This window comes from Dryocola sharpae, assembly GCF_051307055.1.
Classification (GTDB): Bacteria; Pseudomonadota; Gammaproteobacteria; order Enterobacterales; family Enterobacteriaceae; genus Dryocola.
In genome coordinates, this window is record NZ_CP149994.1 from 3416550 (window position 1) to 3435892 (window position 19343).

Consider the following 19343-nt stretch of genomic DNA (forward strand, 5'->3'; position numbering starts at 1 on the left):
ACTTAAATCTCTTCTGCTTACAGGCTGAAACCTTAGCCTAACAATTATTAGCATAACCCTCTTTGCTAACTTTGCCAGGTTAAGCAGAACAATCCGATAGTTACGGCTGGCTTGTGCGTTCTGACGAAATGCGCCACGATCGACGGACTGAAACGAGGATAATCATGAAAGCATTTAATCCCGCCCATTTTCGCAGCCAGTTCCCGGCGCTGGCGGATGCGGGCGTCTATCTGGACTCTGCGGCAACCGCCTTAAAACCCCAGGCGGTGGTTGACGCCAGCCAGCAGTTCTACAGCCTCAGCGCAGGCAACGTTCACCGCAGCCAGTTCCCCACGGCGCAGCGCCTCACGGCCCGTTATGAGGCCGCGCGCGAAGCGGTGGCAACCTTGCTGAATGCTCCTTCCGACAAAGATATTGTCTGGACGCGCGGCACTACCGAGGCCATCAATCTGGTTGCCCAGTGTTATGCGCGCCCGCGCCTGCGGCCGGGGGATGAAATCATCGTCAGCGAAGCCGAACATCACGCTAACTTCGTGCCGTGGCTGATGGTCGCTGAACAAACTGGCGCGCGTATCGTTAAGCTGCCGATTGGCAAAGATTACCTTGCCGATCTCAACCAGCTTTCTGCCTTGCTCAACGCACGCACTAAAATTCTGGCGCTGGGGCAGATGTCGAACGTCACCGGCGGCTGTCCGGATCTTGCAAAAGCTATCGGCCTTGCGCACGGCGTCGGGGCGATAGTTATGGTGGACGGCGCCCAGGGCGTGGTGCATTGCCCGCCGGACGTTCAGGCGCTGGATATCGACTTTTATGCCTTCTCCGGCCATAAACTTTACGGGCCGACGGGCATCGGCGCGCTGTACGGCAAAACCGAGCTGCTGGCTGAAATGTCCCCGTGGCTCGGCGGCGGTAAAATGATTAGCCATGTCTCTTTTGACGGTTTCACAACCCAGGCGGTGCCCTGGCGCTTTGAAGCCGGTACGCCAAACGTTGCCGGAGTGATTGGCCTTAGCGCCGCGCTTGAATGGCTTGCAGATGTAGACGTGGCTGAAGCGGAAACTTACAGCCGCGGGCTTGCGACGCTTGCCGAAGCAGCGCTGGCTAAGCGCCCGGGTTTTCGCAGCTTCCGCTGCCAGGACTCAAGCCTGCTGGCGTTTGATTTCGCGGACGTGCACCACAGCGACATGGTCACGCTGCTGGCGGAATCAGGCATCGCGCTACGAGCCGGACAGCACTGCGCCCAGCCCCTGCTTGCCGCGCTCGGCGTAAGTGGCACGCTCCGCGCTTCTTTCGCCCCCTACAACACACAACGCGACGTGGACGAGCTGGTGAAGGCCATCGACCGTGCGCTGGATATTCTGGTGGATTAAATGACGAGTGGATTTTTAGCCGGTCATCCGTTTGGCCGCACTATTACCGAAGAGACGCTGCGCGCCACATTCGTACCGCTGCAGCAGTGGGAAGACAAATATCGCCAGCTGATCGTGCTGGGCAAACAGCTGCCTGCCCTGCCCGCGGATTTAAAGCGCGACGATATCGAGATTGCCGGCTGCGAGAACCGCGTCTGGCTCGGCCATGAGCGCGAAGCCAACGGCAAGCTGCACTTTTATGGCGACAGCGAAGGGCGCATCGTTCGGGGCTTGCTGGCGGTTTTGTTGACGGCCATTGAAGGTAAAACGGCGCAAGAGCTGCAAAGTACGGATCCGCTGGCGCTGTTTGACGAATTAGGCCTGCGCAATCAGCTTAGCGCTTCACGCAGCAGCGGGCTGGCGGCGCTGGCCGAAGCCGTGCATCAGGCCGCCAGAGAAGCGTAATCAGGCGCTTCTCGCCGCCTTCGCCATCATTTTCTTAAGCACGTGGGAAACCGCCACGAAACCAAAGCTGGCGGTCACCATGGTCGCCGCGCCAAAACCTGAAGCGCAGTCCATACGCTTTGGGCCATCAGCGGTGCTTTTTGCCGCGCATACGGAGCCGTCCGCCTGCGGATAAACCAGCGCTTCAGTAGAAAACACGCAGTCGACGCCCAGCTTGCCCTTGCTGTTCTTCACCACGCCAAAATCGCTTTTCAGCCTTTCCCGCAGCTTCGCCGCCAGCGGATCCTGGATAGTCTTCGCCAGATCCGTCACCTGAATCTGCGTCGGATCGATTTGCCCGCCCGCGCCGCCGGTGGTGACCAGCGGGATCTTATTGCGCCGGCACCAGGCGATCAGCGCCGCTTTAGGACGCACGCTGTCGATAGCGTCTATGACATAGCTGTAGCCCTGGCTAAGCAGCGCGGCGGCGTTATCGGCGGTAATAAAGTCATCCACCACCGTCACCCGGCACTCCGGGTTAATCTCGCGAATGCGGGCCGCCATCACTTCCGTTTTGGCCTGGCCGACGTTATCGCGCAGCGCATGGATCTGACGGTTGGTGTTGGTAACGCAGACATCGTCCATATCGATAAGCGTAATCGCACCGATGCCGGTACGCGCCAGCGCTTCCGCCGCCCAGGAGCCGACGCCGCCAATTCCGATAACGCACACGTGCGCCCCGGCAAACAGTTGCAGAGCATCACGTCCATAAAGACGAGCGGTGCCGCCAAAACGTTGCAGCCAGGCGTCGGAGAGAACTACAGACATCGGGATATCCTCGGGGAATAAAAAACGGGCCGATTATACAGCCCGCTACATTGATGACAAACCACCGAAAAGCGCGGTTTTCGGAGGTTTGGGGTAAAGCAGAAGAAATAAATTTTTTGCTGCTAATAATTTTTAATGCCGGAAATCCTTGTCAGTACACTCTACGGGCTGATTATACAGCCCGTACTCAGAAGGTGGAAAGTTCGCAGCATTAACCGTTAAATACGTTGCCGCCGGAGCCCGCACCCGGCGCGTTTTTCAGCACCCAAACGCGGCCATAATGGTTATACCAGCCGGCGCGATGGCCCGCTTCCGGCCCGATCCCCTGATAAATATCGAAGTGCTGCCCTTTAATCGCCCCGCCCACGTCCAGCGCCACCATGACGCGCAGTTCATATTGCCCGCTGAACTTGCCGTTATTGTTCAGCAGCGGCACTTCCGCCAGAAGCGTGGTGCCCGCAGGAATAATAGAGCGGTCAGACGCCACCGACGCGCGGCCAATCAATGGAACCGCGCTCGCTCCTTTAACCGGCGCATAGCTGGCCGGCTTAAAGAAGACGAAGGACGGATTTTGCTCCAGCAGCTCCTGAACTTCAGCCTGGCTGTGGGTTTCTCCCCAGTGGCGAATCGCCTGCATCGACATATCTTCTCTTTTCACTTCGCCGCGATCGATAAGCACTTTGCCGATGCTGCGATAGGCGTGGCCGTTTTTGCCCGCGTAGCCGAAGAAGGTTAACGGCCGGCCGTCGCCAAAGTCGATATAGCCGCTGCCCTGCACGTCCATAATGAAGTTATCCATCAGGGAATTGCTGTAGGCAAGAATGTAGCTGTCGCTCAGCGCGCCGCTGTAAATCTCTGCGCGCGAAGGCAGACGCCCGCGCTTAGGCGGCATACGATAGATTGGGTACTGGAATTCGCCCTGACGGGTATAACGCGCCTGCACCACCGGCGTGTAGTAGCCGGTAAACTGCACGTTGCCGTAGTTATCCGCGCCTTCCATCTGCCAGGCGTCCAGGCCGTACTGGCTTAGCTGGCGTGTATCGCCGCCGGCCCGCAGCCACTGCTGCACAGAGCTGTAGACGTCGCTCTTGCTGTTAAAAAGCCTTGGGGAGGCTGAGCGGATCTGATTAACCTGCTCGGAGAAATCTCCGCCGTTAACGGGAGCGCCTACCGCATCAGGCTGGTTAACCAGCGAAAAGGGCTGCGTAAACTTGCCGTCTTTATATTGCTGACCTTTGTCAGTCGGTTTAGACGAACAGGCCGCCAGCGCGGCTACCATCACACCTGCTACAACGTACTTAATCCAACTTCCCTTCATCACTGCCTCGCCTGGTTTTTGCCGCTATACCCCACGCGAAGATAGCAAACACGTCGGGATAATTAAATGCGTTGCAAACGCGCCGCAACAGACGCGTACACAAATAAATCTAAAAGCCGTTATTTTCAACAGCCTGGGGCAAATTAAGGATTTTTAAAAAAAAGGGTTGCATCAAAAAGCGAGCAGAGTATAGTGCGCATCCACGGACGCGGGGTGGAGCAGCCTGGTAGCTCGTCGGGCTCATAACCCGAAGGTCGTCAGTTCAAATCTGGCCCCCGCAACCAATTAAGCCGCTGATTACAGCGCCATGATGCAAATCATGTGGGATACAAGCAGTATACGGACGCGGGGTGGAGCAGCCTGGTAGCTCGTCGGGCTCATAACCCGAAGGTCGTCAGTTCAAATCTGGCCCCCGCAACCAACTAAGCCGCTGGTCACAGCGCCATGATGCAAATCATGTGGGATACAAGCAGCATACGGACGCGGGGTGGAGCAGCCTGGTAGCTCGTCGGGCTCATAACCCGAAGGTCGTCAGTTCAAATCTGGCCCCCGCAACCAACTTTTAAACACCTTAACGGGTGTTTTTTTGTATCTGCACTCCGCTACTCTTCGCCAGCACGCAAAAAGGGCGCGTTATCCGCGCCGCGCAAGCGTTGCTCCATCGGCAAAATACGCCTTAATCCCGGCCAGAATCGACTCCGCCACTTCCTGCTGGAATGAGGCCGTGCGCAGCTTGCGCTCTTCCTTAGCGTTGCTTAAAAATGCCGTCTCCACGAGGATAGAAGGAATATCCGGCGCTTTGAGCACCGCAAAACCAGCCTGATCGACGCTGTTTTTATGCAGCCTGTTAACCCGCCCGAGCCTTGTAAGCACTTCATTGCCGAATTTCAGGCTGTCGTTGATGGTCAGCGACTGCACCATATCAAACATGGTGTGATCGACATAGCGATCGCCGCTCCTGCTTATCCCGCCGATTAAGTCCGCGGCGTTCTGCGTTTGCGCCAGATACTTCGCCGCCGTACTGGTAGCGCCCTTGGTGGAGAGCGCAAAGACCGAAGAGCCGTGCGCCGCGCCGGAGGTAAACGCATCCGCGTGAATCGAAATAAAGAGATCCGCACGCTGTTTCTGGGCTTTTGCCACGCGAACTTTCAACGGGATAAACACGTCCTCGTTGCGCGTCATATAGGCCTTCATATTCGCTTCTTTATCGATAAGCGCTTTCAGACGCCGCGCGATTTTCAGTACGATATCCTTCTCGCGGGTTTTATGCGTCCCGATGGCCCCCGGATCCTCACCGCCGTGACCAGGATCGAGCATAATGACGATCGGCCTGTCGCGCCCGGCCTTGCCCGGTTTCGGCCCCTGCTCTGCCGGCATTTTTTTATCCAGTTCGCCGTTGTTGTAATCTTCTAACAGCGCAAGCAGCGGATCCTGCTCGTTATTCATATTTGCCGGATAAAGATCCATCACCAGACGTTCTTTAAATTCGGCAACCGGAGCCAGAGCGAACAGATGCGGCGTAACGTTTTGTTTCAGTTCAAAAACCATACGCACGGTTTTAGGATCGAACTGCCCCACGCGCGCCGATTTAATAAAAGGATCGTCCGCGCGGATCTGGGTGCCGACGCCTTTAAGCACCGAGTTCAGATTGACCCCTTCGATGTCCACCACAACGCGCTCCGGGTTGCTCAAAGCGAACTGCTTATATTTAAGCAGCTGACTGGACTCCAGCGTTACACGGGTATAAGACGAGGCCGGCCAGACGCGTACGGCAACCACCTGGCTTACTGCCGCAAGTCCAACCTGGCTTACGCTTAACAACCACATGGCACCCGCGCCCTGAAGCAGACGGCGGCGGCTAATTAAAGAACTGGAATCTGACATGGCTCTCCTGAGAGTCATTTTTTGCAGCCTGAATACGGAAACTCTGATTTTTTAGCCGAAAACTTTAACGAATCACACCCTTACTGTCATCCTTAAAAGGGTAAACATTCTCAAAGCTGATTAAGCAACGCGCCGACGGTAAATCGCCCGGGGGCAAAATTGCTGCTTGCGCCCGGGACGATAAAAGAATAAAAATACACAAATTACGAATAATCATGCAATGAGGTTTGCCGTGGTGAAGGAACGCAGAACCGAACTGGTACAGGGATTCCGCCATTCTGTTCCCTATATCAATGCCCACCGGGGGAAAACGTTTGTCATTATGCTCGGCGGCGAAGCCATTGAGCATGAGAACTTCTCCAGTATCGTTAACGATATTGGCCTGCTGCACAGCCTGGGTATCCGTCTGGTGGTGGTGTATGGCGCTCGTCCACAGATTGATGCCAATCTGGCCTCGCACAATCATGAGCCGGTGTATCACAAATATACCCGCGTAACCGACGCTAAAACGCTGGAGCTGGTGAAACAGGCGGCGGGTTTGCTGCAGCTGGATATCACCGCGCGTCTTTCCATGAGCCTCGGCAATACGCCTTTGCAGGGCGCGCATATTAATGTGGTGAGCGGCAACTTTATCATCGCCCAACCGCTCGGCGTGGATGATGGAATAGACTACTGCCACAGCGGCCGTATTCGCCGTATCGACGAAGAGGCGATCCATCGTCAGCTCGATAACGGCGCCATCGTGCTGCTGGGGCCGGTAGCGGTTTCGGTAACGGGTGAAAGCTTTAATCTCACCTCCGAAGAGGTCGCCACCCAGCTGGCGGTAAAGCTCAGGGCCGAGAAAATGATCGGGTTCTGCTCGTCTCAGGGCGTTAACGACGATAACGGCAATATTATCTCTGAGCTGTTTCCCAACGATGCCCAGCGCCGCATTGAAGAGCTGGAAAGCGCCGGGGATTATCATTCCGGCACGGTGCGCTTCCTGCGCGGCGCGGTGAAAGCCTGCCGCAGCGGCGTGCGTCGCAGCCACCTGATTAGCTATCAGGAAGATGGCGCATTGCTGCAGGAACTCTTCTCCCGCGACGGTATCGGTACGCAAATCGTCATGGAAAGCGCCGAACAAATTCGCCGGGCGACCATCAACGATATCGGCGGCATTCTGGAGCTGATCCGTCCGCTGGAGCAGCAGGGCATCCTGGTGCGCCGCTCACGCGAGCAGCTGGAAATGGAGATCGATAAATTTACGATTATCCAGCGCGATAACCTGACCATCGCCTGCGCCGCGCTCTATCCTTTCCAGGAGGAAGGGATCGGCGAAATGGCGTGCGTGGCGGTGCATCCGGATTACCGAAGCTCGTCGCGAGGCGAAGTGTTATTGCAACGCATAGCCGCGCAGGCGCGGCAAATGGGGCTCAGCAAGCTGTTCGTGCTGACGACGCGCAGTATTCACTGGTTTCAGGAGCGTGGCTTCACGCCGGTGGATGTGGACCTGCTGCCGGAAAGCAAAAAAGAGATGTACAACTACCAGCGTCGTTCGAAGATCCTGATGGCGGATTTAGCCTGAGTTATGGCGGGTGGCGCGAGCTCACCCGCCTGAAAACTAGTTAAACACGTCAATCAGGCCGCTGCGCCTTTCCGTACGCGTCAGGATCGCTTTCTCAAGCACCCGGTCATCGGCATACAAAGATAGCCGCCTGCGCGCACGCGTAACGGCGGTATAAACCAGCTCGCGCGTTACGACCGGCGTAAACTGATTCGGCAGCACCAGCGCCGCATGATCGAATTCAGAACCCTGAGACTTGTGCACTGTCATAGCAAACGCGGTCTCATGTTCCGGCAGGCGGCTTGGCTGCACGGATTTCACCGAGCCGTCCGGCAGTGAGAACCAGACGCGAAGCCCTTCCCCTCTTTCCAGCGCAATACCGATATCGCCGTTGAACAGCCCCAGCGCGCTGTCGTTGCGGGCGATCATAATCGGGCGGCCGCTGTACCAGCGCGATGCGGCAGGCAGCGGCCGGGTAATCTGATGCTTATTAAGCAGCGCCTGCTCTATTCGCTCATTGAGTCCGCTAACGCCGAATGGCCCTTCCCGCAGCGCGCACAGGAGCTGATAGCGCCCAAACGCCTCCAGAATCTGCTCGGGCTCAGCCTGAGCGCGTATTAATTCAAAACAGGAACGGTAGCCTTCCAGCGCATCCGCAATCATTGCCGCATAGTCATCGCTCTCACGCAGCGGCTGTTTCTTTATATCAGTAAAGCCCTGGCTGAACGTTGCCTGAGCTTTACGCGCATCGCTGGCGTTCACGGCGTAGGCGAGCTGGCCGATGCCGGACTGGCTGTCGAAGCGATAGCTTTTTTGCAGCAAACATAAACCGTCGCGTAGCGCGCAGGCATGTTCACCCTCTCCGGCAGGGATTAAATAATCGGTAATGCGGCTTAGCTCCTGCGCGCGCGCGGAAGAGTAGCCAAACGTGACGTAATGACAGATATCTCCCAGCACGGCTCCGGCTTCAACGGATGCCAGCTGGTCACGATCGCCGAGGAAAATCACGCGCGCGTGATCCGGCAGCGCATCGATCACTTTTGCCATCATCGGCAAATCCACCATCGAAGCTTCATCCACCACCAGCACGTCCAGGTGGAGCCGGTTGCCGGCATGATAGCGCAGACGCTGGCTGTTCGGCTGCACGCCCAGCAGACGGTGCAGGGTGCAGGCGTCATCCGGCAACGCTTCTTTTTGTTTGTCGCTAAGCGGTAAACGACGCAGCGCCGAACCGAGCGATTCCGTTAACCGGGCCGCCGCTTTCCCGGTGGGTGCAGCAAGCTGAATACGCAGCGGGCTTGCGCCGGAAAGCTCAACCAGGGCGGCAAGAAGTTTGGCGACCGTGGTCGTTTTCCCGGTGCCGGGCCCGCCGGAAATCACCGAGATTCTTCTTGTCAGCGCGACCGCGGCCGCGACTTTCTGCCAGTCGATATCATTTGTGGGGGCAAAAAGCTGATTCAGCACAACGGCAAGCCGCTGTTCGTCCAGAGGCATCGGGCGGTTTTGCGCGCCAAAAAACTGCGCTACGGCACGCTCATTTTGCCACATGCGGTTAAGGTATACGCGCTCGCCAATCAGCTTCAGCGGCGTGGGATCCTCATTTTCGCTTACCGCCTCCGAGTCGAGTAGCGCACTTTTCCAGTCATTCACCTCGCCCGCCGCGGCAAAAAGCTGTTCTGCCAGATCCGGCTGCCGCCCCCCAAACCAGTGTTCGGGCGTCAGCCGGGCAAGCGGCAGGCAAACGTGCCCTTCGCCCGCATCATGGCTCAGCAGAGCGGCGGCAAGCATCACAGCCGGCTGTTCATTGCTGGCGACCATCATGGCAAACTGAACGTCCAGCGCACGAAGCAACTTCTGCTCGACCGCCTGCTGTAACCACTGCAACATCGTCATGGCATCACCTCTTCTTGAGCGCCGGCAAACAGGGCATCCATTTTTGTCATCAGTTCGGCATCAGGACGAGTAGAGAAAATGCCCCGCGACGACCCCTTGCCCTCCACTCCACGCAGGAAGAGATAAATCACTCCGCCGAAATGGGTATGGTAATCATAATCGCGGATACGATGGCGCAGATAGCGGTGCAGCGCCAGCGTGTATAACTGGTATTGCAGATCGTAACGATGGGACTGCATGGCGCCTTCCATCGCCTCCCGGGTGTAGGAGCTGCTGTCCTCGCCTAACCAGTTTGATTTGTAATCCAGCAGGTAATAGCGCCCCTGCCAGCGGAACACCAGATCGATAAAGCCCTTGAGCATGCCCCGCACCTGCCGGAAATCCAGCGGCGGGCAACCCGCCGACAGCGGATCGTATTCGCGAATGAGTTTATCCAGCTCCTCGGCCCGCAGGTCGGTGTTGATAGGCAGGTAAAACTCCAGCTCCACCTGTTTCTCCGTCGGTGCCAGTTGATTAAGCGAGACACCTGTTTCATTCAAAGGCGCCTGCAAAATTTCGCGTAGCCAGCCGCTAAGAACAGGCTGCCAGTGCTCGCCAAATCCCTGCTGGGTCAACATCCCGGCCAGCCATGCCTCATCAAGCGGCTGGGTAAAATCGATGCCCTCAAACAGGCTGTGCAGAAAAGTACCGGGAGCGGCGCCACGCGGAAAGGAGTGTGGAGTAAGTGATGACTCACTTTGCTCCTGCGCAGCGCTCGCGCCCTCCACGTCAAGACGCGGCAATAAATCCTGCGCCAGATGATAGCCGCGCTGCTGCAGCCCGGAATAGCTGGTGACCCGCCAGTTATCGGCGATGCGCCGCTGCAGCTCGCGCGCGCTCAGCTCCGGCCGGGCGGCCACGACGGGCTGCCAGGGTTGCGGATCCTTTTGCCTCAGCGGCTCCACGCTAATCGCCTCACAGGCCAGGGCTTCAAGGCAGGCCTGCAGCCCCGCAGCATCCATAGCTTCCCCCTTTTGCAGCAGGTGGCCCAGCGCGCTGAGGTGCAGATCGCTGGCGCCTTTTTTGGCGCGGCCGCCGCGAAAAAGAGGAGCCACGCCAAGGCTGCAATGCCAGACAGAACGGGTCAACGCCACGTACAGTAGCCGCAAATCTTCCGCCAGCCGCTCCTCTTCCGCGAGGCTCAGGCTTTCCTCGTTATCGCTTAAATCCAGCAGCGAGGCGAACGTGGTGCGATCGTGATACAGGCCGCTGCTCTGCGTGCGGAAGTTGGCGATAAACGGCAGCCAGACCAGCGGATACTCCAGCCCTTTGGATTTGTGAATAGTGACAACCTGCACCAGGTGCTTATCGCTTTCAAGGCGCAGCTGCTGGCTGGAAGCATTGCTGTCGGGCTCCGCGATTTGCTGCGCAAGCCAGCGAACTAACGCAAACTCGCTGTCCGCCTGCGATGCGGCCTCCTGTAACAGTTCGCTGATGTGCAAAATATCCGTCAGACGCCGTTCGCCGCCGGGCGTTGCCAGCAGGTTTTCCGCCACCTGGCGCGCCGCCAGCAAAGTACGCAGCATCGGCATCACGCCCCGACGGAACCAGATTTGCCGGTAGCCGGTAAACTCTTCCACCAGCCGATCCCACGCCTCTTCGTCTTCGTTCAGCGCTTCTATACGCCGCGCATCCAGCCCTAAGGCGCTGGTCGCCATCGCGCTGCGCAGCGTAGACTCTATTTCAGGCGCCAGCACCGCCTGCAAAATCCACAGCAGCTCGCGGGCCTCCGGCGTGGCGAATACGGAGTCGCGATTTGAAAGATAAACCGAAGGGATATTCAGCGCGCCCAGCGCTTCGCGGACTATCGTCGCCTCATTTCTGCTGCGCACCAGAACCGTGATGTCGGATGCCTGTACCGGACGGGAGTTAGCCCCTTCCCACAGCAGCGCGTCGCCGCGAAGCCCGGCGGCCAGCCAGTCACGAATCTGCTGCGCGCACTGTATCGCCATGGTTTGTTGGTAATCACTCACACCGCAGCCGTCGCCCGGCTGCAGCCATAGCGACATCGCGGCCAGCGTCTCACCGCGAAGCGTAAAGCGCAGCCCGCTATTTTTAGGCGCGGGCTTTACCGCAAGGAAAGGTATCTGGCGGAATAAAAAGGGATTTTCAACCTGGCTAAATAACGTGTTAACGCTTGCTATCATCGCAGGAGACGAGCGCCAGTTTGTGTCCAGCGTATAGCGATCGCTCACCTCGTGGCGCGCTTTAATGTAGGTGAAAATATCCGCGCCGCGGAAGGCGTAAATCGCCTGCTTGGGATCGCCAATCAACAGCAACGCGGTTTGCGGCTGCTTAAGGTAAAGCCTGCGGAAAATACGATACTGCTGGGGATCGGTATCCTGGAACTCATCGATCATCGCCGCCGGGAAACGGGCCCGAATCGCCTCGGCCAGGGCGTCACCGCCCGGTTGATGCAGGGCTTCATCAAGGCGGCTAAGCATATCGTCAAAGCCCAGCTCGCCGCGGCGATGTTTTTCCTGCTGCACGATATAGCGAATCTCTGCCATCGCACGAGCGATAACCAGGTCGCGAAGCGTGAGGGGCTCCGCCAGCAGCGCCGCAATTTCGCTAAAAACTGGGTGGCGCGGCGGCTCGCCTTTTTTGGTTTTCTCATCAAGCGTCGCCTGCGAAAAGCGGCTTAACGCATCCGGCAGCTGATAGCTGGTTGTTGCCGTCTGCGCCCACTCGCCGACGATATTAAGCCAGTTGGGCAGGTTCTTGCTGCTGTAGCTGCGCCTGTCGACGCCAGACTGCTCGATAAGGGCCGCAATCTCTTCTGCCGCAGCCTGCCAGTGCGCCTTCACGCCATCAATAGCGGCGACAATCTTGTCGTGGCGCGCTATTAAGGTTTCATTATCTGCCGGAGGCTTTTTCAGCGCGGGCTGTTCGCCCTGCAGCCAGCTGTTGATATCCCGCAACAAATCCTCGGGGCCGGTCCACTGTTCGCTCATCGCCTGCGCCACCGGTCTGGGCAGCGGATAACAGTGACGACGCCAGAAATCAGCGCAGGCGTGACGGCGCAGGAGCGACTCATCTTCAATAAGCTGATGCTCAAACAGCATGCCTGACTCAAAGGCGTTCAGGCTGAGCATCCGCTGGCAAAAGCCATGGATGGTGAAAACGGCGGCCTCGTCCATCTGCTGCTCCGCCAGACGTAAAATTTGCGCCGCCTGATGCCTGTCGGGAATTTGCGCCAGCAGGCGCGCAAGAAGCGGATTGTCGGTACGGTTGCGCACGCAGGCGATGAACAACTCGTGAATATTGGCGCGAATACGGCCACGCAGCTCTTCCGTGGCCGCTTCGGTAAAGGTGACAACCAGCAACTCTTCGACGCCAAGCGGGCGGGGAAACGCGGCGCTTTCTCCAAGCCCCAACAGCAGTCGTAAATAGAGCGCCGCTATGGTGAAGGTTTTTCCGGTACCGGCAGAAGCTTCAATCAGCCGCTCGCCGATGAGCGGCAAGCTTAGTGGATCAAGGGGCTGAACGGTGTCGGTCATTATCTCTCACTTTATTTATTCCCGTCATTCTTCAGGCTGCAGGAGTCCTGGCTCTACTCGCGCCTCCAGACACTAACCTGAGTAAGCGCCTGAGGTGAGCTCCCCTGTCGCCACTCGAATTATTCAGGGCTTAGCGTCTGTTAGCGGCAACGATTGTTGCAGACCGCTGACTCCCTCCCAGGTTTTCCACCCTTCTGGCGAGGCGTATTCCGGCTTGCCGTTATGGCTGCCGGAAACCTGCGACAGTATCGCCGCACCCTGCGGTGCAATCACGGCCTGATGGAAGAAATCCGCAAGCTTAAGCGGAGTCAGCTTTTTAATTTCGGCGACTACTTTATCACGCGAATCGAAGGCGAGGTTTCCCCTGTCGAAATCTTTGCTCAGTTGCGAAGCTTCCTGCGACAAAGTCTGCGGCGCCTGCAACATTTCACTGATGACGCCCTGCTGTATCTGGGCGAATTCTTCCGGGCTCATGGAGCGCAGCTTTTGTTCTGCGGTCAGATAGAAAGCCCGGAAGCGTTCATAGAGATAAGCCGGCTGCTTATCGCTACTTTGCAGCAGGAAACCGACGCCCCACTGACGCCCAACGGACATCGGGAAGGCAAACACCGCGTAACCAAGCTGCTCCTGGGTACGCAACTGGTTGTAGAACCAGGGCTGGATGATTTGCCCAAGCATTGCGCTGTAGGCCGTGCTGACCGTCTCGTCGTAACCTTCAGGCACATATACCGCCGCCAGAGCAGAATCCGTGCCGCTGTCGGCTTTTTCAAAGAGCGCGAGCGTCTGTTTATCGACCAGCACATCTTTATTGCGGCACCACTCGCTACCTTTGGTAGCCAGCTGGCTTTGCACCCGATGCGCCAGCGCTTTAGCCCGATCCGCAGACAGGTTGCCTAACACCAGGAACTCAGGCTTAGCATTATTTTTTAAACTATCGCGATAGGCAAGCACGTCTTTTAACGTTATGTCCGGCAGCAGGGCACGGCGCGCTTCCCGCTGGAAGTAAGGGACCTGAGATAGCATCTGGACAGGAATGATAGCCTGATCGTAGGCTTTGCCCTTATCCGCCGAGTCCATCATTTGCGCATACCAGGACTTCGCCTGATCGAGCTGTTGCTGGGTTGCGGTATAGGAGAAATAGCCTTTTAACAGCGCTGCAAACAGCTGCGGCAGGCGTTGCGTATAACCGTTGGCATTGACCATTAATCCGCTGTTCGCATTGGTGGAGAAGCTGATGCCGCCTACAGCCGCCTGGTTACTTAACTCATCCAGCGCAATACCGGCCAGATAGTCGTTTAGGGCGAACAGGACCTGATTTTTCGCGCTGTTCATCGCCTGTGGGTTACGCAGCACCATCGTCACGTCAGCTTTGGGTTCAAGGCTGAAATATTTGCTCGGCATGTAAAGCACGCGCAGGCCAGGCTCCCTGACCAGCAATTCCGGATGAGCATAGGTTTTTTCCGCTTTGATAAGCGTGAAGTCATCCGGAATGTACGGGTTCAGCTGCGGCAGGGTCAGTTTGATAGCCGCGGCTTTTTGCTGCCAGTCGCTAAAGGTCTGTGCGCTGATTTTGTCGACCTGGTAGGGGGCATCAACAAAGTAAGCGGTTTTGTTATGCGGCTCTTTCGGGCTGATATACCAGACGCGCGCGTTTTGCGGCGTCATCATCTCCAGCCTCGCTTTGATGGCTGCCGGATCGTACTGGTCGGCGATATTTACCGCGTCCAGGGTATGCTCGATCGGAACACGCAGCATGGTGTCTGCTAACCACTCGACGTAGTCCATATCGCGAGTGATGGAAGGATAACGGAAATCCAGATCCAGCACGTGAGACAGCTCGTCGAAATAGCGTTTATCCACACCGTTCTGACGCAGGTTATTCAGATAGCTGAAAATGGCGGCAACCACTTCATCTCGCTGGGCCAGGCCTTTATCGGTTAAGGAGACGGAAATTGCGAACACCCCGCTGTTGCCGCTGATTAGCGGATCGGAATCAGCGCGGATGCTGTCTGCCAGCCCCTGCTTTTGCAGCCAGTCTGACAAGGTGTTTTCGCTGCGATTGCCAATCAGATAGCCGATCAGCTCATCGGTTTTGCTGCGGAATTTATCGCTGTTGTTATCGATGCGGAACTCGACGCGCAGCACTTTGCGCGGCAGCGCCGGCACATAGTGGATAATGATGCCCTTCTGAGCGTCCGTTACCACAGGCACCGTGATAACCGGCTTTGCAATATTTTTATCAGGTACGCGTCCGTAGGTATCCACAGCGATTTTTGCCAGCTCAGGCAAAGGCTTATTGCTGTAGATGACGGCTTTCATCAGGTTAGCGGAATAGTACTGGTTGCGAAACGCCACCAGCGCGTCCAGCAGTTTGCTGCCCGGCTTATCGCGCAAGGTTTCGAGATTACCGCCTGAAAAACGTGAGCCGGGGTGCGCCGGATTGAGCGTTTCGGCGCTGACCTGCGCCATACGCATCCCGTCACGGGCGCGCGCTAAGGTTAACTCTGCGTTAACCGCATTACGTTCACGATCGGCATACTCCGGCGCCAGGTTAGGTTCAGCGATGGCATCGGCCAGTCTGTCGACAGCACCCGCCAGCGCATCGTTTTCAACCTCCATATAAAAGGCGGTGCGGTAGGTCGCGGTACTGGCGTTATGGCTGCCGCCGTGCTTTTTAAGGAATTCAGACAGGCTGTCCGGCTGTGGATATTTCTTTGAGCCCATCAGCGTCATATGTTCGAGATAGTGTGCGAGGCCCAGATGGTCGTCAGGATCTTCAAGCGATCCGACAGGCACCACCAGCGCAGACAAGGATTTCACCGCCTGCGGGTCGGAGACCAGCAGAACCGTCATATTGTTATCCAGACGCACTGCCTGATACTGGCGATTATCCTTATCGCTTTTACGGATGGTTTCCTGGAGGGGCTGCCAGCCCGTATCTGCCTGACTTAATGGTGCCCAAAGAGCAGCTAACAAGAAAAGCGGTTTGAACCAGGTGCTGCATTTAGGCATTCACGAACCTCATTATCACGAACATTCCTAACTTACTCATCATTAACGACTTTAAATTGCTTCGCTATCGTCGCCGTTACTTTTTTCGTCAGCCCTGAGCAGGTTGCGCATCATAGATGAACTTACCGGGCCGCGCAATTTTTATACAGATTATGCTGGGGTATTGAACCGGAACAGCGGCAGCAGGTACCGTTCAGCCTCGCGGATAATGGCATCGTAATAGTCATTATCCAGGGTGCGGTATAAGCGCTGCAGCCAGACATCAGCGCCTTCGCCTTCCACCATCAGGTTGCCTTCCCAGGCCGCCAACAGCTTGCTTTTGGCTTTCTGCTGCGTTTGTTCATCCCATAAAATGGCATCAAACGCCTGGTCATAACAGGCTTTTATCCACGCTCCGCCGCTATTTGGCAGCAGCAGAAGCGGCTGGTTTAAGCCTTCACGATAACCTTCAATAAGTTGCAGCAAATAGCTTTTTGCCTGCTCAACCTCAAGCGACGGGAAACGCCATTGAGAGGATTTCCGCCCGTACATCCGGCTGCTGCCCTCTCCCCCCATTGCACACCACACGACGTGCTCCACCCACAGCTGCAGGCCATGTGCGACATTCAGCACGGAAGGGCGCCAGCGCAGCAAGCCGTCGGGCTGAACATCCGACAACCACCCTACCAGCCTTGTTCCCGCAAGCGTTAAATCAACCTCAACGCTTGCGCCGTTTTGCCGCTCAGCTATCACTTTTTCAGACAGCTCTTCCATTTCTGTTAACTGGTTTTCCCACGCAATTTCACCAAACGCCCCGTAAGGCAGGGCCCCGGCGGCGCGATAACGGCGGAAAAGCAGTTGCGGATCGCCGCCGGCAATCAGGGTATTGAGCAGCTGCTGATTCATCTGGAAACGTTCGAGGCTATCCAGCGCAAAAGGTTCAGCATCCGGCAGCTCCGTCTTATCGAGCCAGAAGTTAATCCCCAGCCTCATCTGGAAGAAGGCGCGCACCGGATGGCGCCAGAATCGCTGCAGCTGCTCTAACGTAATCTCTTCCGGGGGTTTGTCCTGCAGCCTCTGGATAAACGGCGCATGGACCTCACCTTGCTCGCAGGCCGCAGGAAGCCATTCGCTGGCGTAGCTTTGCCCGTGGGAGACGGGAATAAAATTGCCTGCGTCAAACGGGGTGCGGCAGTGTTGATGAATAAGGTGTGCTTTTACCCCTGCCGCGCTTTCATCACAGGTACGCGAGGCGTCCTGCGGCAGGCAGTGGCTCTGGGCTATGTAGTTCAGCAGCTCTTCAACCAGCACGGAGGGGTAACGCTTACTGTTATCCTGAATGGAGCGCCCAATATAGCTGATATAAAAACGTTGCTGGGCCGAATTCAGGGCCTCCAGAAACAGGTAGCGGTCATCGTCGCGGCGGCTGCGGTCGCCCCGCTGTGATTTCTGGCTCATCAGGTCGAAGCCAGGCGGCGCCAGCGTGCGGGGATAAACGCCATCGTTCATCCCCAGCAGGCAAACAACCTTGAAGGGAATGGAGCGCATCGGCATCAGGGTGCAGAAGTTTACCGGACCGGCGAGAAAACGCGGGCTGATACGCTCCCGATCGAGCCGCTGCGCCAGTTCATCATGCAATAACCTGAGCGGGACGGGTTGCTGATAGTGCGCATCCAGGCCGTGCTTAATCATCTCCTGCCATTGCACTTCGATAAGCGCCAGCGCCGCCTCGGTGTCCTGGTCCGGCAGGAAGAAACACTCAAGCAGTTCGCGACACACCGGCACCCATTCACAGAGCGGCCTTTCAGCAGAAAGCGCCTGCCGCCAGCGGTTAAGCTGCATCAGCAGTTCTGCCAGCTGCCCCACCAGTTCGGCAATTAAACCGCTGGATTCGTCATAAGGCAGCACGGACTGCCACTCGCCCGCCTTACTGTCCATGGCGTAGCCCAAAAGCATGCGGGTCAGGCCAAAACGCCAGGTATGTTGCCCGGTGGCCGGCAGATCGAACTCAAGCACGTTGTCGTCATCAATGCCCCAGCGCACGCCCGATTCATTTACCCACAGGCGTAAATATCGCAGCCCTTCTTCATTGATGGCAAAGCGCGCGGCCAGGGCCGGCACCTCGAGCAGTGCCAGCACGTCTTCTGCCATAAAGCGGCTGTTCGGCAGAGAAAGCAAAGTGGTGAAAGCCTGGAGTGCAGGATGCGCCTGGCTTGCGCGCCGGTCGGAAATAGCAAAGGGCAGCCAGCGATCCGTTGCTGCGTTGCCAAACACGGCCTGAATAAACGGGCTGTAGCTGTCGATATCTGCAACCATGACGATAATGTCGCGCGGCGTCAGCGAGGGATCGGCATCAAGCATTGCCAGGAGCTGGTCGTAGAGCACTTCCACTTCTCGCTGCGGACTGTGGCACTCGTGGAAAGTGATGGAGCGGTCGTCAGGATCCAGCTTTTTTTTATCGCGGCTGTGCAGATATTCCTCTTCCGTCAGCCCCGTCACCGCATTGTTTTGCAGCTCAAGCAGATCAAACTGCAGGCTGTGCAGCAGATTATCCGGCTCGATATCGACAAAAACGTCGATCTCTTCGAACTGTTCCAGCTCAGACAGCAGGAAGGTGTAGTCGCGGCCAAGCTTTCCCCACGAGGCCAGCATCGGGTTTCCGAAATCCTGCTCGCCATCATCGTTAAACAGCGAAGAAGCCGTCTGGTTATCCTTAAACAAGGGCAACATATTGCCGGCCTTATAATGGCTGCGGCGCCGCCGGCTGATTAACCGCGCAAGATAGGCCGGGTCTTTAATATCGCCCCAGTAGTAGCGGCAAGGGTTGGTAAATAAAAGATGGACTTCAATATGCTTACCCAGCGCCTGAAGGGCCTGGAGATAAACGGGCGGTAAAGCAGAGATACCGCAGATAAAAACACGCGGCGGCAGACCCGCCGGGCACGTATCGCTCTTCTCCAGGGTGCTGATAAAGCGTTGATAAAGGTTCGCACGGTGCCACGCTGGCTGGCCGAGCTCACGGGTATGTTGCACAAGCGCGGCCCACAGCGATGCCTGCCAGAGCTGCCCCTCGCCCGCATCGTCCGCCAGCTCGCCCGCCTCCCATTTGCTTAACCAGCCGGGGCGATATACCAGATACTGGTCATAGAGATCCGCAATGCGTGAAGCAAGCTGGAAGAGCTTGCGACCGTTATCGTCTTCGGTAAGGTAGTGCCGCAACAGCGCAAACTCAGGCCGTTCGAGCATGTCGGGGATAAGCTTCATGAGTTTCCAGCTCATGCTCTGTTTGCTGAACGCGCTCTGCTCAGGCACCTCCGGCAGCACGCGAACAAACATATCCCAGATGAAGCTCGCCGGCAGCGGAAAAGCGATGTTGGCGGCAATACCAAACTTTTGCGCCAGCGTCATCTGTAGCCATTGCGCCATCCCCGTGCTCTGCACAAGCACCACCTCTGGCTGGAACGGATCGGGAAGTGGCTGCCCTTCCACGATAAATTCCATGATGGCTTCCAGAACATCAAGGCGGTTGGAATGGTAAACACGCAACATAGAAT

At 57.1% G+C, this 19343-nt stretch carries 10 protein-coding genes and 3 tRNA genes; 6 read left to right on the forward strand and 7 right to left on the reverse strand.

The window, feature by feature from the left end:
* The first annotated feature begins 164 nt into the window (after window positions 1-164).
* Both csdA and csdE read left to right on the forward strand, forming a co-directional pair.
* Window positions 165-1370 carry a cysteine desulfurase CsdA gene (csdA, locus tag WLO31_RS16250; protein WP_435927666.1) on the forward strand — a complete coding sequence of 402 codons (1206 nt, stop codon included), beginning with the start codon at window positions 165-167 and terminating at the stop codon, window positions 1368-1370.
* Window positions 1371-1814: a cysteine desulfurase sulfur acceptor subunit CsdE gene (csdE, locus tag WLO31_RS16255; protein ID WP_435927667.1), complete on the forward strand. Its 444-nt coding sequence runs from the start codon at window positions 1371-1373 to the stop codon at window positions 1812-1814.
* Here csdE and tcdA read toward each other — a convergent pair whose 3' ends face one another.
* The gene (gene tcdA / locus WLO31_RS16260) at window positions 1815-2621 is read right to left on the reverse strand and encodes a tRNA cyclic N6-threonylcarbamoyladenosine(37) synthase TcdA (protein ID WP_435927668.1); all 807 of its coding nucleotides are present in this window, start codon (window positions 2619-2621) and stop codon (window positions 1815-1817) included. It lies immediately after the preceding gene.
* Window positions 2622-2832: 211 nt separating this feature from the next.
* Window positions 2833-3939 (reverse strand): murein transglycosylase A, encoded by a 1107-nt coding sequence (gene mltA, locus WLO31_RS16265; RefSeq protein WP_435927669.1) that lies wholly within the window; start codon window positions 3937-3939, stop codon window positions 2833-2835.
* Window positions 3940-4146: 207 nt separating this feature from the next.
* On the opposite strand from mltA, the gene WLO31_RS16270 reads away from it, so the two are divergent.
* The 3 genes from WLO31_RS16270 (at window position 4147) to WLO31_RS16280 (ending at window position 4497) form a co-directional block, all read left to right on the forward strand.
* Window positions 4147-4223: transfer RNA gene (locus WLO31_RS16270), tRNA-Met, on the forward strand.
* Window positions 4224-4283: 60 nt separating this feature from the next.
* Window positions 4284-4360, forward strand: a tRNA-Met gene (locus WLO31_RS16275).
* 60 nt (window positions 4361-4420) lie between these two features.
* Window positions 4421-4497: transfer RNA gene (locus WLO31_RS16280), tRNA-Met, on the forward strand.
* Window positions 4498-4572: 75 nt separating this feature from the next.
* Here the strand turns inward: WLO31_RS16280 and amiC are convergent.
* Entirely contained in the window at window positions 4573-5823 is a 1251-nt protein-coding gene (amiC, locus tag WLO31_RS16285; protein ID WP_435927670.1) for an N-acetylmuramoyl-L-alanine amidase AmiC, read from the reverse strand.
* Window positions 5824-6055: 232 nt separating this feature from the next.
* Here amiC and argA point away from each other — a divergent pair, with 232 nt between their 5' ends.
* On the forward strand, window positions 6056-7387 hold the full coding sequence (gene argA / locus WLO31_RS16290) for an amino-acid N-acetyltransferase (protein WP_435927671.1): 1332 nt from the start codon (window positions 6056-6058) through the stop codon (window positions 7385-7387).
* Between the two features lie 36 nt (window positions 7388-7423).
* Here argA and recD read toward each other — a convergent pair whose 3' ends face one another.
* From recD to recC, 4 genes are all read right to left on the reverse strand, one after another.
* Entirely contained in the window at window positions 7424-9259 is a 1836-nt protein-coding gene (gene recD, locus WLO31_RS16295) for an exodeoxyribonuclease V subunit alpha (RefSeq protein WP_435927672.1), read from the reverse strand.
* The gene (gene recB, locus WLO31_RS16300; RefSeq protein ID WP_435927673.1) at window positions 9256-12798 is read right to left on the reverse strand and encodes an exodeoxyribonuclease V subunit beta; all 3543 of its coding nucleotides are present in this window, start codon (window positions 12796-12798) and stop codon (window positions 9256-9258) included. The genes recD and recB overlap by 4 nt, the downstream gene beginning before the upstream one ends.
* A gap of 123 nt (window positions 12799-12921) precedes the next feature.
* Window positions 12922-15810 (reverse strand): pitrilysin, encoded by a 2889-nt coding sequence (gene ptrA / locus WLO31_RS16305; protein ID WP_435927674.1) that lies wholly within the window; start codon window positions 15808-15810, stop codon window positions 12922-12924.
* 150 nt (window positions 15811-15960) lie between these two features.
* Window positions 15961-19338 carry an exodeoxyribonuclease V subunit gamma gene (recC, locus tag WLO31_RS16310; RefSeq protein WP_435927675.1) on the reverse strand — a complete coding sequence of 1126 codons (3378 nt, stop codon included), beginning with the start codon at window positions 19336-19338 and terminating at the stop codon, window positions 15961-15963.
* Window positions 19339-19343: the final 5 nt, after the last annotated feature.